The sequence below is a fragment of the Actinoplanes sp. NBRC 103695 genome (assembly GCF_030269485.1).
Classification (GTDB): Bacteria; Actinomycetota; Actinomycetes; order Mycobacteriales; family Micromonosporaceae; genus Actinoplanes.
Genome location: NZ_BSTL01000054.1, coordinates 1 through 14,763, shown reverse-complemented (window position 1 = coordinate 14,763; position 14,763 = coordinate 1). Strand labels below are relative to the sequence as shown.

13 protein-coding genes and 2 pseudogenes are annotated in these 14,763 nt (G+C 68.8%); 11 read left to right on the top strand and 4 right to left on the bottom strand.

Translation table 11 applies throughout. The features are described from left to right. The first annotated feature begins 115 nt into the window (after window positions 1-115). On the top strand, window positions 116-754 hold the full coding sequence (locus QSK31_RS46215) for a helix-turn-helix domain-containing protein (protein WP_285691518.1): 639 nt from the start codon (window positions 116-118) through the stop codon (window positions 752-754). 50 nt (window positions 755-804) lie between these two features. Beyond that, the gene (locus tag QSK31_RS49045; protein ID WP_352244728.1) at window positions 805-1,008 is read left to right on the top strand and encodes an SDR family NAD(P)-dependent oxidoreductase; all 204 of its coding nucleotides are present in this window, start codon (window positions 805-807) and stop codon (window positions 1,006-1,008) included. Here the strand turns inward: QSK31_RS49045 and QSK31_RS46210 are convergent. Beyond that, complete coding sequence (locus tag QSK31_RS46210) at window positions 937-1,098, bottom strand: hypothetical protein (RefSeq protein ID WP_285691517.1); 162 nt, start codon at window positions 1,096-1,098, stop codon at window positions 937-939. The two genes, QSK31_RS49045 and QSK31_RS46210, sit on opposite strands and share 72 nt — an antisense overlap. A 102-nt stretch (window positions 1,099-1,200) precedes the next feature. On the opposite strand from QSK31_RS46210, the gene QSK31_RS46205 reads away from it, so the two are divergent. The 8 genes and pseudogenes from QSK31_RS46205 (at window position 1,201) to QSK31_RS46170 (ending at window position 11,079) form a co-directional block, all read left to right on the top strand. Beyond that, window positions 1,201-1,899 (top strand): isochorismatase family protein, encoded by a 699-nt coding sequence (locus QSK31_RS46205; RefSeq protein ID WP_352244726.1) that lies wholly within the window; start codon window positions 1,201-1,203, stop codon window positions 1,897-1,899. Beyond that, the gene (locus QSK31_RS46200) at window positions 1,896-2,741 is read left to right on the top strand and encodes a PhzF family phenazine biosynthesis protein (protein ID WP_285691516.1); all 846 of its coding nucleotides are present in this window, start codon (window positions 1,896-1,898) and stop codon (window positions 2,739-2,741) included. The genes QSK31_RS46205 and QSK31_RS46200 overlap by 4 nt, the downstream gene beginning before the upstream one ends. Further along, window positions 2,738-4,648, top strand: a complete 1,911-nt coding sequence (locus QSK31_RS46195) for an anthranilate synthase family protein (protein WP_285691515.1) — start codon at window positions 2,738-2,740, stop codon at window positions 4,646-4,648. The genes QSK31_RS46200 and QSK31_RS46195 overlap by 4 nt, the downstream gene beginning before the upstream one ends. Then, window positions 4,645-5,118: a PhzA/PhzB family protein gene (locus QSK31_RS46190; protein WP_285691514.1), complete on the top strand. Its 474-nt coding sequence runs from the start codon at window positions 4,645-4,647 to the stop codon at window positions 5,116-5,118. The genes QSK31_RS46195 and QSK31_RS46190 overlap by 4 nt, the downstream gene beginning before the upstream one ends. Beyond that, on the top strand, window positions 5,115-6,650 hold the full coding sequence (locus QSK31_RS46185) for an FAD-dependent oxidoreductase (RefSeq protein ID WP_285691513.1): 1,536 nt from the start codon (window positions 5,115-5,117) through the stop codon (window positions 6,648-6,650). The genes QSK31_RS46190 and QSK31_RS46185 overlap by 4 nt, the downstream gene beginning before the upstream one ends. A gap of 174 nt (window positions 6,651-6,824) precedes the next feature. After that, window positions 6,825-7,022 (top strand): annotated as a pseudogene (locus tag QSK31_RS46180) (NF041680 family putative transposase); the annotation flags it as partial. An 859-nt stretch (window positions 7,023-7,881) separates the two neighbouring features. Beyond that, window positions 7,882-9,147, top strand: coding sequence for an FAD-dependent oxidoreductase (locus tag QSK31_RS46175; protein WP_285691511.1), 1,266 nt, complete (start codon window positions 7,882-7,884; stop codon window positions 9,145-9,147). Window positions 9,148-9,618: 471 nt separating this feature from the next. Then, a complete protein-coding gene (locus tag QSK31_RS46170; RefSeq protein ID WP_285691509.1) occupies window positions 9,619-11,079 on the top strand; it encodes an MFS transporter in 1,461 nt (486 codons plus the stop codon). A 98-nt stretch (window positions 11,080-11,177) separates the two neighbouring features. Here the strand turns inward: QSK31_RS46170 and QSK31_RS49380 are convergent. After that, window positions 11,178-11,318, bottom strand: a pseudogene (locus QSK31_RS49380) (hydrogen peroxide-dependent heme synthase); the annotation flags it as partial. A 39-nt stretch (window positions 11,319-11,357) separates the two neighbouring features. After that, window positions 11,358-12,368, bottom strand: a complete 1,011-nt coding sequence (locus QSK31_RS46165; RefSeq protein ID WP_285691508.1) for an alpha/beta hydrolase — start codon at window positions 12,366-12,368, stop codon at window positions 11,358-11,360. Window positions 12,369-12,492: 124 nt separating this feature from the next. Here QSK31_RS46165 and QSK31_RS46160 point away from each other — a divergent pair, with 124 nt between their 5' ends. After that, window positions 12,493-12,957, top strand: a complete 465-nt coding sequence (locus tag QSK31_RS46160) for a MarR family winged helix-turn-helix transcriptional regulator (RefSeq protein WP_285691507.1) — start codon at window positions 12,493-12,495, stop codon at window positions 12,955-12,957. A 103-nt stretch (window positions 12,958-13,060) separates the two neighbouring features. Here QSK31_RS46160 and QSK31_RS46155 read toward each other — a convergent pair whose 3' ends face one another. Further along, window positions 13,061-14,338: an MFS transporter gene (locus tag QSK31_RS46155; protein WP_285691506.1), complete on the bottom strand. Its 1,278-nt coding sequence runs from the start codon at window positions 14,336-14,338 to the stop codon at window positions 13,061-13,063. Between the last annotated feature and the right edge of the window lie 425 nt (window positions 14,339-14,763).

The window sequence follows — 14,763 nt, the reverse complement described above, 5'->3', positions numbered from 1 at the left end:
CACCGGTTCCGCCGGGCCGACCGCCCGATCACGTCGGCACAACCGGCCACGTGCTCCGCGAACGCTGCCAACGCCGAGCGTTGAACGCCGCGCCTCATCAACCGTTGTGTGCGGCATGGGAGACGGACGGAGCGTCATCGACGGAGCGTTTCGGGTGCTACACGCGCTGCCCGGGACCGGCCCGGACAGGCAGATCGCCCGGCTGACCGCGCTCACCGGCCTGCCGCGACCGACCGTGCATCGGCTGCTCAGCCAGCTCGCTGAGGCGGGCTCGGTCGAGTGGCGGGACGGCTGCTGGACGCTGGCCGCCGGTCTGCTTGATCTCGGCCAGCGCGTCGAGCCGCTCCCCGGACTGCGGCGGTCGGCCGCGATGGTCATCCAAGCGCTGCGGGAGGAGACCGGGGCCGCCGTCTCTTTGGTCGTGCCCGGCGGCGAGGCGTTTGTGGCGCTGGAGATGGTCCCAGGCCGTGAGGAACTGCCGATCGTGGCCCAGCCCGGCGCGCCCATGCCGGCGAGCACGGCCGCCGGGGTCGTCCTCAGCGATCTGCCCGAGCCCCGGCGCCGGCGGTTCGGCGCCGCAGTCGACGACCAGCATCTGATCGAGGGCCTGACTTGCTACGCGGTCCCGGTCAACCTGCCCGGCGGGCACCTTGCGGCGCTGCAGATCGCCACCTCGCCGGCCCGCCCGGCCGAACGGGCGGCGGGCCTGGTCCACCGCGCGGCGCTCGAACTGGCACGCCAGGTGACCGCGTGACCGTCCGCTGAACGGACAATTCCGGGGCCGGGCGGCGCGTCGTGCGGATCATGGCGGCCGTGACCGAATCGAAAATCGCAGTGATCACCGGCGCCTCCCGCGGATTGGGCGAGGGTATGGCCCGCCACCTGACGCGGGCGGGCGTCACGGTGATCGGGACCAGCCGTCAGCCTGTGGTGGTGTCAGATCTCGTACCAGTGTGGCGGCTCGCTGACCAGCAGGGTCAGCAGCTGCTCCGAGTCACGTGCAGGTAGTCGTTCCTCGGTCCGGTTACGGCTGGCGATGCTGGTCCTCGCCTGGGCCGGCGGGAACGCCTGCCCGTGTGACCCGACATTGTCGGACATTCCGTTTGCACGGATGCACGTATCGCTCCTCGCAGAGCTGGCCCCAGCATCCACATTGATCTACGTTTCCCCGTACTTCCTGGCAAATCACGAGTAGGAGTCATGCGTGCCCGACGCCGTCCCGGTCGCCCACGTGATCGGGGACCTTACGTGAGTATCCGGCCGATCGCGCCGTACTCGATGCCAGCCCCGTCTGAGCTGCCGGCCAACACCGTGAATTGGACCGTCGGCCGCGGTCGCGGCGCCCTACTGGTGCACGACATGCAGCGATACTTCATCGCGCCGTTCACCGCGGAGGAGTCACCACGCGCCGACCTGGTCCGGAACGTGGTGCGGTTGCGGAAGCTGTTCGTGGAGCTCGACATGCCGGTGGTCTTCACCGCGCAACCCGGAAATATGACGCCGCCGCAGCGCGGTCTGCTCGCCGATTTCTGGGGACCGGGCATGACCGATGCGGCCGATCAGCGTGGCCTGATCGAGGAGCTGACGGCCGACGGTGGCCGGGTCTTCACCAAATGGCGTTACAGCGCGTTCCACGGCTCCGGCCTGCTCGACCATCTCCGGGCGCAAGGCCGCGACCAGCTGGTGGTCTGCGGGGTGTACGCCCATCTCGGTTGCCTGATCACCGCGGTCGACGCCTTCGCACACGACATCCAGCCGTTCTTCGTGGCCGACGCGGTCGCCGACTTCAGCCGCGCCGACCACGACCTCGCGCTGACCTACGCCGCCGAGAGCTGCGCCATGGTCACCACGACCGCCGCCGTACTCGCGCATCTCCACGCCCCGGATGGCGCCGGATGACCCGATACGAGTACAGCCTTGCGGACGTCTTCACCACGACCTCGCTGGCCGGCAACCCGGTCGCCGTCTTCGATGTCGCGGCAGCCGTGCCGGAGGCGCTCATGCAGCCGATCGCTCGTGAGCTCAACCTGTCCGAGACGGTGTTCGTGCTGCCCGGTGACGGTTCCGCGGACGTGCGCGTGCGCATCTTCACCCCCGTCAACGAGCTCCCGTTCGCCGGGCACCCCACGATGGGTACGGCGATCGTGCTGGGCAGTGCGCGTCCCGGTCACACCATGACCATGGGCACCGGGCGCGGGGTCGTGCCGTTCACCTTCGATCGCGACTCCGACGGTCGCATCCTGAGTGCCACCATGCGCCAGCCCGTGCCGACCTGGCAGCCGTACGAGCACACCGAGGTGCTGCTGCGCAGCCTTGGCGCGATCGAGCCGGTGACGGCCGTCGACGCCTATCGCAACGGGCCCCGGCACGTCCTCGTCGGGTTCGGTTCCGTCGAGGAGTTGTCCGCGGTCCGGCCGGATCTGCAGGTGATCGCCACCCTGCCGGACATGTCGGCCATTTGTTTCGCCGGGTCCGGGAGCCGGTGGCGGATGCGCATGTTCTCGCCGGCCTACGGCGTCACCGAGGACGCCGGCACGGGTTCCGCGGCCGGTCCACTGGCGATCCATCTCATCCGCCATTCGCTGGTGAGCCCCGACGACTGGATCGAGATCCGGCAGGGCGTGGAGATGGGCCGGCCTTCCACCATGTGGGCCTCAGCCTCAGGGTCGGGTGACAGCTTCCACACCGTCCGATTGCGCGGAAGCGCGGTCGTGGTCGGACGAGGCGAGCTGAACGTATGACTGGTGGCCCGTGGGCGAGCCTGGAGCCGCCGTTCGTCGTGCTGCACCGCGAGGGCCGGTCCGGTGTGGAGATCCTACGAGGACAGATGCTGCAGGCGGACTCGCTCGCCGGGCTGCCGGATGCCGAGCTCTTCGTGCTGGTGCCGTTCCGTCAGATTCGGGAGCGAGGGTTCGCCCACCACGACGACGGGACGCCGCTGTCCGCGCTCCTGATCGACTCCAGGCAGATTGTGCCGCTTGATGAGGCGGTGCGTGGTCTGCCCCGCGAGCGGGTCGATGCCGCGCCAGGGTCGTTCGATCTCGACGACGATGCGTACGCCGAACTGGTCCGCACCGTGGTCTCGACGGAGATCGGCCGCGGCGCCGGAGCCAATTTCGTCCTCAAACGGTCCTTCACCACCACCGTCACCGGATGGTCGCCACGAGCCGCGCTGTCCTTCTTCGGCTCGATGCTGCGCGCCGAACGAGGCGCCTACTGGACCTTTCTGGCGCACACCGGCACTCGCACGCTGGTCGGCGCCACCCCGGAGCGGCACATCGGCGTCGAAGCCGGGCAGGCGGTGATGAACCCGATCAGCGGCACCTACCGCTTCCCCGCCGACGGCCCCACCGTACGAGGAGTGCTCGATTTCCTGACCGACGCCAAGGAGACCGACGAACTGGAGATGGTCGTCGACGAGGAACTGAAGATGATGGCCCGCATCAGCGAACAGGGCGTCCGCATCACCGGACCCCGCCTCCGCCTGATGTCCCGCGTCGCTCACACGGAGTACCTGATCGAGGGACGGACCGGACTGGATGCCCGCGAGGTTCTCCGGGAGACGATGTTCGCGCCGACCGTCACCGGCAGCCCGCTACGCAACGCCTGTTCGGTCATCACCCGGCACGAAACCAGCGGCCGCGGCTACTACTCCGGAGTCGCCGCCCTCATCGACACCGACGACGCCGGACGGCAACGGCTCGACTCGGCCATCATCATCCGCACCGCGGACATCGACGACGCGGGCCGGATGCAGGTCAGCACCGGCGCCACGCTCGTGCGCCACTCCGATCCGGCGTCCGAGGCGGCCGAGACGGTCGCTAAGCTCGACGGCCTGCGGGCAGCCCTGTTCAGCGAGCGCGCAGCGGCCGGCGGCGCCTCGCCTGTCTCGGCCGCCTCGGCGGCAGAACCGGCCGTGCTGGACCGTCTCCGCCGCCGCAACGAACGCCTGGCACCGTTCTGGCTCGGTGCGGCCGTCGACCCTGAGGCGTTCCTGGCCGGCCGCCGTTGCCTGCTCCTCGATGCCGACGACGATTTCACCGCGATGCTGGCCCATCAGCTCTGCGCGCTGGGCCTGCGGGTGACGATCCGGTCGCACCGCGAACAGGCCACGCTCGACGCGTACGACCTGGTCGTTCTCGGACCGGGCCCCGGTGATCCACGCGACCCCCACAGCGCGGCCGGTACAACCCTGCGACGCGCTGCCCGGCACCTGCTCACGCGGCAACGGCCCTTCGTCGCAGTCTGCCTGGGCCATCAGATCCTGTGCGACGTGCTCGGCCTGCCGCTCGCGCCGCTGCCCACCGCACATCAGGGCACGGCGAGGACGGTGCCGCACCTCGGCGCCCACCGGACGGTCGGGTTCTACAACTCGTTCGCCGCCTACGCCGGGAGCGACCTGCATCGCTCCGCGCTGACTCCGGCCCCGGTGGTCGTGAACCGCGACGCCGGAACCGGCGAGGTGTACGGGTTGCACGGCAGCCACTTCTCGTCGATGCAGTTCCATCCGGAGTCGGTGCTGTCAAGGGACGGCCTGCCGGCCCTGCGGAACGCCCTGCGGCTGCTGTTCATCAACGACATCTCCCGTCCCGCGATGTCCCGGCGTCAGGCTCTGGCCGGCCGGCCCCAATGTAAGGAGACGACATGAACGCCTTCGCCGACGACGCCGAGTTGCGCCGCCGCAATCGAGACGTGGTGGCCCGGTACCTCGAGATGACCGAGGGCGAGGCACGCCGGAGCCGGCACGAGTTGTTCGCCGACGACGCGATCGGCGGTCTTTGGACGACGGACACCGGCACCCCGGCGGCGGTCCGGGGCAAGGAGAGGCTCGGCGCCATGGCCGCGTGGTCGCTGGAGTGCTTCCCGGACTGGCGCTGGACGAACATGCACATCTACGAGACTCAGGACCCGAACCACTTCTGGGTGGAGTGCGACGGTGAGGGCCAGATCCTCTTCCCCGACTATGAGCCGGGGCACTACGTCAACCATTTCATCCACTCGTTCCACCTCGACGACGGCAAGATCACCGAGATGCGCGAGTTCATGAACCCGACCGCTCAGATGCGCGCGCTCGGCATCGACGTACCCGTGGTCAAGCGCGGCGGCATCCCGCGTTGAGCGACGTTGTCGTCGCCGGATCCGGCGCCGCCGGCCTTTCCGCCGCCATCGCCGCGGCCGAGGCCGGCGCCCGCGTCACCGTGCTGGAAGCCACCTCGCTCGTCGGCGGAACCACAGCCCTGTCCAGCGGAGCCATGTGGGTGCCGGCCAACCACCGGCACGCCGGCGACGACATCCGGGCCGGCCGCCGATACCTGGAGGCTCTCGACCTCGGCGACACCTCGGCGGCCGCTCGCGACCGGTTCCTCGACGAGGCCCCCCGCGTGACGAAGTGGCTGGAAGACGTCACCGGGCTCGATCTGAGCGTGGTGCCGCTGCCCGACACTCACGCTGAACTGCCCGGAGCCGCCGCAACGCCCGGCCGCACCCTGGAACCCGGGCGGCGCACCGTGCCCGCGCCGATCATCGCGATGGTGCGGCCGACGCCGGCCGGGCGGCCCCCGATGACTCTCGCCGAACTGCTGACCGGTGGCGTCCCCGCTGCCGAACTGGAACGGCGCCGCGTCGACGGCGTTCTCACCGGCGGCCGAGCCCTGATCACGGCGCTGCTGACGGCCGCACTCGACGCCGGCGTCGAGATTCGCACCTCGGCCCGGGCCACCCGGCTGCGGACCGGCGGTGTCATGGTCGGTGACGAGCTGATCCCCGGGCGTATCGTGCTGGCCACCGGCGGATTCGAACGTGACCCGGAGCTGTCCGCGGCATTCCTGCCGCTGCGGCCGGACGGTCTGATCGGCGCCCCGGGGGCACGCGGTGACGGCCTGCGGATGGCGATGGCGGCTGGCGCCCGCCTCGGGAGCATGGCCGACGCCTGGTGGTGCCCGACCATCAAGGTGCCGGGCGTCCCCGGCAGCGATCAACCCCACCATCGGATCCTGCTCGCCGAACGAGCCCGGCCGGGGGCCGTCATGGTCGACCAGGACGGCCGGCGCTTCACCGACGAGTCCCAGAACTACTGCGATGTTGGGCGTACCCTGCACGCCTTCGACGCCGGATTCTGCTTCCCCCGCAACCCGTCCTGGCTGATCTTCGACGCCGAACACCGGGCCCGGTACCCGGTCGGTCCGCTGCGGCCCACCGACCCGAACCCGCCCTGGTTGCACCACGCGGCCACGATCGGGGAACTCGCCCACGTCATCGACGTCCCCGAGAAATCCCTCACAGCCACCGTCCAGACGTTCAACGAGGGCGCCGGCCGCGGTGCGGACCCGGCTTTCGGACGTGGCACGCGTGCATTCGGCCGGGCGACGGGTGACCCGCAGGCACCGCACCCGACACTTCGCGGGCTGACCGAACCGCCCTACTTTGCCGTGGCCGTGCACGCGGGCCTCGGCGGCACCAAGGGCGGGCCACGCACCGACCCCGACGGACGGGTCCAGCATGTGCTCGACGCCACGGTCCCCGGCCTGTACGCCGCCGGCAACGCGGCCGCCAGTCCGTTCGGCCTGGCGTACCCCGGCATGGGCGCGACGATCAGCCTGGCCCTCACCTTCGGCACCCTCGCCGGACGGGCCGCCGCGACCGACCGGTGACCAGCGGCCGCTCCCTGTCGCATCATTCAACGAACCCCGCGGTGATAAGGCGACCGCACGGACGGGACCGCGACGGCGCATGTCGGGCGGCAGTGGCGGGGGTCGTTACGGCAAGGCCGACAACGGTATTGTCACCGTGACCACGGTGTGGGCCGACGAGCGTGTCTACTACCCGGCTGGAACGCGCCGAAGCTACGTGACCCGTACGCCGCGGACCGGTGGACGTGGATCGTGATCGCCTCCTACACCCGGCTGCGTCTCGCCCGCCACCTCACCCAGGACCTACGTCGGCCGTAGGAACGTCTCGCACCCGGGGGCCGGCTCACTCCAGCGCGGGTACGCCGAGGGTTTCGGAACCTTCGCGCGAGGACCACGAGGCTGTCGCACAACTTCCGATCATGAGCTGCCACAGGTTGCCGTCAGCCACACGACCACAGTGGATGATCACGTTTTTCCGTGGCGTACAACTTCGGCCGGAGCGAGAACGTAACGGCCCGGACCCGCGCGGTCAGGCAGGCGTAGAAGTCCACCACGCTGACGCGCGCGCCGGGCACCTGGCTCGGACAACCGGCCTGAGCAGCACATTAACGTTCGTCTCAGATTCGCTCGGTACGAAGTCGGCGTCAGATGGCGAGGTAGCCGGTCGGCAGGAGGCTAGTCATGGCAGTGGATGCAGCGCCGTCAGGGAATGCGCCGCCCGGGCGATTGAGGTTCGGGGCGTCCACCATGGTTCTGGCGACGGCGTACCCGGTCGCCGCCTGTGGGTCGCGCCCCCACAACAATGCGGGGGCCGCCGCGGCCGGCCCGCACAGCATGCACGCGGGCAAACGGTTCCTCGACCCCGGGCAGGACGCGAGGACCCGTGGTCCCGGCCGGCGGTGCTTCGGCGGGACCGGTGCCGAGGTCGCAGAGGGGGACACGGCTCGGGTGGAGACCTGCGCGACGAAGGCTCGATCTGAAGCATCTCAAAATGAAAATGCCCGTGAAGTGACGCGTCGGCGTCGGCGTCGGCAGCGGTTCTCCTGAGATCCCCAGCGCGCCGGCCCGCCTGGTCATCGACAGCGCGGTTCGCGAGGGTCTGCCAGAGAGCCCCGGAGCAGACCCTCGCCCCGCCCACGTCACCCCGACAGCGACCACGTCATCGCCTGGTCACGCCTGGACGCCGTTAATGGCGAGCAGGGCATCGACTGATATCACGTTGTGTACTAAAAGAGGGAGCAACATGCGAGTCATGATCATCGGGGCGGGGATCGGTGGGCTGACGCTTGCCCAGGCCCTGCACCACGGCGGTATCGAAGTGTCCGTCCACGACCGTGACCCCCATGTGGGGGCTACCGGCGGTTACCGGCTGCATCTCGACGATCAGGCCTGTGAAATCCTCCGCCGCCACCTCAGCCCGCAGCACTACCATGCCCTGTTGGCCAGCTCGGTCTCCCGTGCGTCGCTTCGCCGCTACACCTGGGCTGACCACCACCTGCGCCCGTTGGTCACCCGCCCCTCCGATCAGGGCACCGACACTCTCATGATCGGACGAGTGCCGCTGCGAACCCTGCTGACCCACGGCCTGGACGATCAGGTGCGATTCGGGGCCGAATATGTGTCTCACGAGGTTCTGTCCGACGGCCGAATCACCGCCCACTTCGCTGACGGCAGTACCGACACCGCAGATGTGCTCGTCGGCGCCGACGGTACCCGCTCCCGGGTAGCGGCCTCGCTCGCCGGCCGGGACCTGGCCAATCCCATCGGGTTCGGGGGCATCGCCGCCCGCACTCCGCTCACCGAACGCACCCGCGCCCTGCTGCCCGATATCGTCAACGATGGGCCGGTGCTCGCCTTGGGCCTCAAGGGAGCGTCGATGTTCATGCAGCTCCACGACCCGAGCGGCGGCCCGGCAATCGATCCGGCCTCCTGCACCACCGTCCCGGCCATCACGGAGGCCCCGTCCCTGGTGTGGGGATTCAGTGCCACCGAGACCGTGCTGCCCCCCGCCACCGTGCAGGGGATGACCGGGCCGGAACTGGTCGAGTTCACGCTGTCGGCTGTTCGTGGTTGGCCTCCGGCCGTGCTCGAGCTCATCGCCACCACCGACCCTGGCTCCGCAGCCTGGTTCCGGTTCTACGCCGCCGACCCCGATGCCGACCTGACGCCGTGGCCGGCCGGACCGGTCACCGCACTCGGCGACGCCGTGCACGCTATGCCCCCCACCGGCGGACGCGCCGCCGCAACCGCGATCATCGACGCGGACCACCTCGCCCGCGAGCTGTTCGCCGCGCGCGACGGACACAGCACCATCGCCCTGGCAACCCACCGTTTCCATCGCGAGATGGCCGGCTACGCGCCCGCCGCGATCCGCTTTTCCCTGCTGCCGTTGCGTTGGCTGTCCCGTATCGACCGCCTCGACCGGCCTGGACTTCGCGGTCTCGCCGAACTCGGCCTCAGCGCCGCCTCCGCGGTTCACCGCTTCAACTCCAGCCTGAACGGGCGGGCCGCTGCATGAGTGAACCGGCTCGCCTCCGACAGCCGGGTACTCGACATCGCCTCCACCGCGCCCCACATTCCCGACCGCTCGGAGGGCAGCGAGCCCCGTCGTCGGTCAAGGTCGGGCTGACCTGGAAGGCGCCGTTGGGGTTCCGCCCCTTGTTGTGTTACCTGGACGCCACCGCCGAGACTCCAGCCGGAATGCCGCCCGGGGTACCGCAAGAAGTAACACCCAGTCGAGGCAGGCCCGCGACCACACGCCGTACTTCCCGGACATCGTTGCTCACCTGTCGGAGTGGTTCTCGCCGGGCACTGTGGTCGACGACGAGCTGATCATCTGGGACGAGGACACGGCGGGTACCTCGGCAGGCTTCTGAACGTCTCAGCGATGCCATCTCCCGTATGACCCCGGACATCCGCGCCGCACGCCCCGGTCGGTGGGCGTGCGCGCGTCGATGTCCGCCATCGAGCAAGCCGTCGAAGGATCCCCATGAAGACCTCGGAGAACAATCCCGCTCCCGACTCAGCACCGTCTCGCTTTGAGAACGGTATGAGCGCTCCCGCAGCACAGGAAGCGCAACCGCTGACCAGTCACCCGAACCGGGTCCTGGCCGTTCTCCTCGCTGCCTGCGTCAGCTTCGCGCTGTCGCAGATTCTTGTGCTTCCTGCACTGCCGGCCCTTGCGCGAAACTACAACGCGAGCCCCACAACCACGTCGTGGATCCTCACCGGTTTCCTTCTGTCCGCCTCCATCGCGACGCCCATCGTCGGCAAGCTGGGCGAGCGGTACGGCAAAGCCCGGGTGCTCACCGCCGTACTGCTGATGTTTTGCGTTGGCGCAGTCGTCAACGCCCTGGCACCCAGCGTGGGAGTCCTGATCGCCGGTCGGGTGCTCCAGGGAGTGGCTGGTGGCGTGTTCCCGCTGGCTTTCGGAGTGGTCCGCGACTCCTTCGCACGACCGAAAGTGCCAGGAGCGATCAGCCTCATCAGTGCCATCTTCGGCGTCGGGTCCGGCATTGCGCTGCCGCTGTCCGGAGTGATCGTCGACCACCTCGACGTTTCCTGGCTTTTCTGGCTCGGTCTGGTGGCGCTGCCGGTCGCTGTCGCCGCCCACCGCTGGGTACCGCCGTCCCCACGCGGCGATGGCGACAGCATCGACTGGGCCGGGGCGCTTCTGCTGGCGGCGGTCCTGGCATCGCTGCTGCTCGGGGTGACGCAAGCACCGTCCTGGGGATGGGGTTCACCGGCCAACGTGGCCCTGCTGGGCGGCGGATCAGTGCTGCTGCTGCTCTGGATCCGACTGGAATCGCGCATCGCTAGGCCGTTGATCCGCCTCGACGTCCTTGCTCAGCGCACCGTCGCGATGACGAACTTGACCGCCGTTCTCATCGGTCTGGCGATTTTCGCCGGATTTCTGCTCCTGCCTCAGCTCGCTCAGGCCCCAGCCGGTGACGGTCCTGGACTGGGTACGACTGCGACGGTCGCGGGCCTGCTGCTGCTGCCGAGCGCCATCGGCCAGCTTCTGGTCGGCACCTTCGCCGGCCGGCTCGGCGTTGCGCTGGGCTTTCGCAGCACCTTGGTACTGGGGGCCGCCCTCACCAGCGGGTCGTTCGCACAGCTCACCGTAATTCACTCTTTACCCTGGCATCTAATGCTGGGCGGATTCACCATGGGCGCCGGCGCGTCATTCGCCTTCGGCTCGATGGCCAACCTCATCGTCCAGTCCGTACAGGGCAGCGAAGTCGGGGTCGCAACCGGCATCAACACCGTAGTCCGTACGGTCGGAGGCGCGTTCGGCTCTGCCATCGCCAGCACGGTTTTGGCAGCCCACACCGGATCGACCAGTACCCCGTGGGGCGATGGTTACACCGCCGGGTTCGTCGTCGCAACCGCCGCGGCGGTATCCGCGCTCCTGTCAGCTCTCTTGGTACCGATACGACACGGTCGTTGAGAACTCCACGCCAAGAAGGCTTCGTTCGAAGCTACGGCGACAGTCGCTTTCTCCTCGCGCTCGGTGAGAACTTGGAAGAGCAGCTGAGATTCAAAGCGGAACAGCCCGTTCACCTCGCTCGTCAGGTCCTCGCGGAGCGCCGGCGGCGGCGACTCGGCCCGGGACACCGACCACATCGTGTACCGGATCGTTGCGTTCAGCTCGTCGATCCGCGCGGCCTTGCTCTGGTCCTCGCGCATGAGTCCTCCGGAAACCGGTGGTGCTGCAGGCGATGGTGGTCAGGGGATGGTTACCGCAGTGGGCGCTCGCATGGATGCCACCACCCGGCTCACCCAGCTTTGCCGGGCGGTGCGGCTGGCCGTCCCCAGCGGCGTCTCGGGGCCGATGAGGTCGAAGCCGTGATAGCCGCCGCGCCAGACGTGCAGTTCGGCCTGGACGCCGGCCTTCCACAGTCGGCTCGCATAGTCGACGTCCTCGTCGCGGAAGACCTCTGCGGATCCGACGTCGATGAACGCCTCCGGCAGTCCGCTGAGGTCGGTGGCTCGCGCGGGCGCTGAGTAGTGGTCGACGTCGTCGCGTTCGGCGTGACCGTCACCGAGGACTGCGCGCCAGGCCCACTGGTTGTTCTCCGTCGGCCACACCCCGCCGGCGGCGCCGGTGTACTGCCCGGCTGACGAGGTGTTGTTGCGGTCGTCCAGCATGGGGCAGATCAGGAGCTGGGCGCGTACGACGACCTCGGCCCGGTCGCGGGCCATGAGCACCGTTCCGGCGGCGAGACCGCCTCCGCCGGACGCTCCGGCGACGATGATCTGGGCGGGATCCGCACCCCAGCCGGTCGCGTTCCGTGCGGCCCAGGCCAGGCCGGCATAGCAGTCCTCGACGGGTGCGGGTGCGGGATGTTCCGGGGCGAGGCGGTACTCGGGTGTGACGAGGACCATCCCGTGTTCGGCGGTCCACTTCAGTTCGTCGACCTCGATGACGGCGGTGAATCGGTTGCCCGAGACCATTCCCCCGCCGTGGATCGTGTAGTAGATGGGCGCGGGCCGGCTGAGCCGTTCGGGGCGGATGACGGACATCGGGATGGGGCCGCGCGGGCCGTCGATGACGATCTCTTCGTGGGTCAACCCGAGGGCCGCGGCGTGTTCGATGACTCGTTCCGGGCCGGGGCCGGTCGCGACGCGCAGCTCATCGATGGTTTCGATGTCAAGGCGCGGCAGCGGGGGCAGGGCCTGTAGGAGAGGGGCGACTTCGGTGTCGAAGGCTGGTCGGCGGATGTCAGCTTCGCTCATGGGGCGATCCTCCAGTTCGAGGAGGCTCCGTTGCTTCAAGAGTGATCATGAAAGCGATCATACCTACAGTCTGCCTGTAAGTCTCGTTACGATGGAGGAGTCTTCGGAGTGAGAGGGGCCGTGTGTGGTTGAGGCGAACCGCCTGGCGCAGCAGTCCGCATTCAATGCCGCGTTGACGATGATCGTTCAGGCGCGTGTGATTGAACAGCGCGTCGAGACCGAGTTGAAGAGCCTCGGTCTTTCGCTGCGTCGGCTCGGCCTGCTGGGTCATCTGGGTGCGGCGCCGGGGATCTCGTTCAGCGAACTTGCCCGGCGGGCCGGCATCAAGGTGCAGAGTCTGCACCCGATCGTCGATGCCTTGATCGAGCAGGGGTTCGTCACCACGGTCGGGGGAGTGGGGCAGGGACGTGCCGCCGTCCTCCAGCTCACCGCGCAGGGCACCGAGGCCGCCGATCGCGCCAAGCATCTGCTCCTGAAGATCGACGGCGAACTCTTTTCGGACGGAGCGTGGAAGGAACTCGGCGACGCGCTCCGTGAGGTCGCACGGGCCCGGCAGCGGGAGCTGCGGGCTGGGCCACCAGTCGTATGAAGGTCCCGTAACACTGCTTCGAGCAGCCTTTCACCATGACGTCGACCGTGAGCGGCTGATGCTGGTCCACGGAACCGCCGGCCCTGCGGTCTTGCGGGCGGGGTCAGCGCGGTGCGTCGATCGGATTCGCGGGAGTGTCGGTGGAAGCATCTCCCTTCTTCGTTTCGCGAGCCGCGTTGGCGACCAGCGCGCCTACGGCACAGAGCACGAGCACGAGGATCAGGGCGTTGAGCAGGCCGACATGTTCGCCCAGGAAGCCGATCGCCGGTGGACCGGCGAGGAGCGCGAAATAGCCGATCGTGGCGACGGCACTGACCCGCGCGGCAGCGGTCCTCGGGTCGCCTGCGGCGGCCGACATGCCGATCGGGAAGCCGAGCGCCGCGCCCAGCCCCCATGCGATCGCGCCGATGGTCGCGACGACGGGGTCGGGTATGAAGATGATCGCGAACAGTCCGGCGGCGGCGAGCAGGAAGGAAACCCGGAGCACGGGCACGCGCCCGAACCGGTCGATGAGCAGGACACCACCGAGCCGCCCCACGGTCATTGCCGTGACGAAGATGCCGAAGACGACGGCGCCCCTCGCGTTGTCGACGCCGTGGCCGTCGACCATGGCGAGGGCGAGCCAGTCGCTGGCCGAGCCTTCCGCGAATCCGGCGCTGAGCACGAGTACGCCGATCAGGAGAGTCCGAGGATCGCGCCAGATGCTGAGGCGTCCGCGCCAGGTCTGGGAGTGGTCGTCGGTGGACACCGGCTCGGCGCCGTCTTCGACGGTGTGCTCCGACTGGATGTGGCGCGTGATGAACAACATGCCGATGACGACGATCGCGGCGACGAGGCCGAGGTGCACGGCGATCGGTACCGCCGCGTGTTCGGCGAGGGCGCCGAGTCCGGCGCCGAGCATGGTGCCGAAGCTGAAGAAGGCGTGGAAGATCGGCATGATCGCCCGCCCGAGAACACGTTCGTTGGCGGCGCCGGAGACGTTCATGGCGACGTCGATGATGCCCGAGGCGAATCCGAAGACCATGAGGCCGCCGAATGCGACGGCGAAGACCGGTCCGACCGTGGCGCCGACTCCCGCGAGCATGAGGCCGGACGATGTGATGACGAGACCCCACATGATTGTCGTCTTCGCACCGAGACGAGCGACGATGTGGCCCGACAGCACGAGGCCCGCGATCGAACCGACGGCGAAGCCGAATATCAGGAGCCCTACCTGGTCGACTCCCACATCGAGTGCGTCGCGCACGGCCGGTAGGCGGGACGCCCAGCTCGCGAAGGCGAGCCCGGGAAGCAGGAAGACGACGAAGATCGCATTGCGCCAGGAGACGACCTGCGGGCGGGAGAGCGGACCGGACAGCGGCGTCATGGGCGGTTCGTTCATCGTGCTCCTTCAAGATTCTTGATGATCGGGCTGAGCCGCGACGATCTGTCATGGACGGCCCGTCCCACGAGCGAGAAGATCTCGTAGGGGCCGGCGAAAATCCTGCATCTTCGATGCCGTCGGGCATCCTGGAGCGGCGGTTGCCGCACCGATGGGGAAACTGTTGAACGAGGTCGCCGTTCGCTCCGTGGATCCGGCCCCGTCAAGGCCGGCGCGGACCGCGTTTCGCTCAAGCAGGTCGGTTGGAGACCCGTGATGGCAGCGCGCCCGAGGTCATCGGAGTTGTCATGCGATCAACCTAGAGCGCATCTGACGGATCATGGTCGGCTCCGGTCGGGTTTGGCGCGGAGCCAGATCATGATCGAGGCGATGGTTACCGTTGCCTCGTAACGGTTTTTCAGCTTGTCGTACCTGGTCGCGACGGC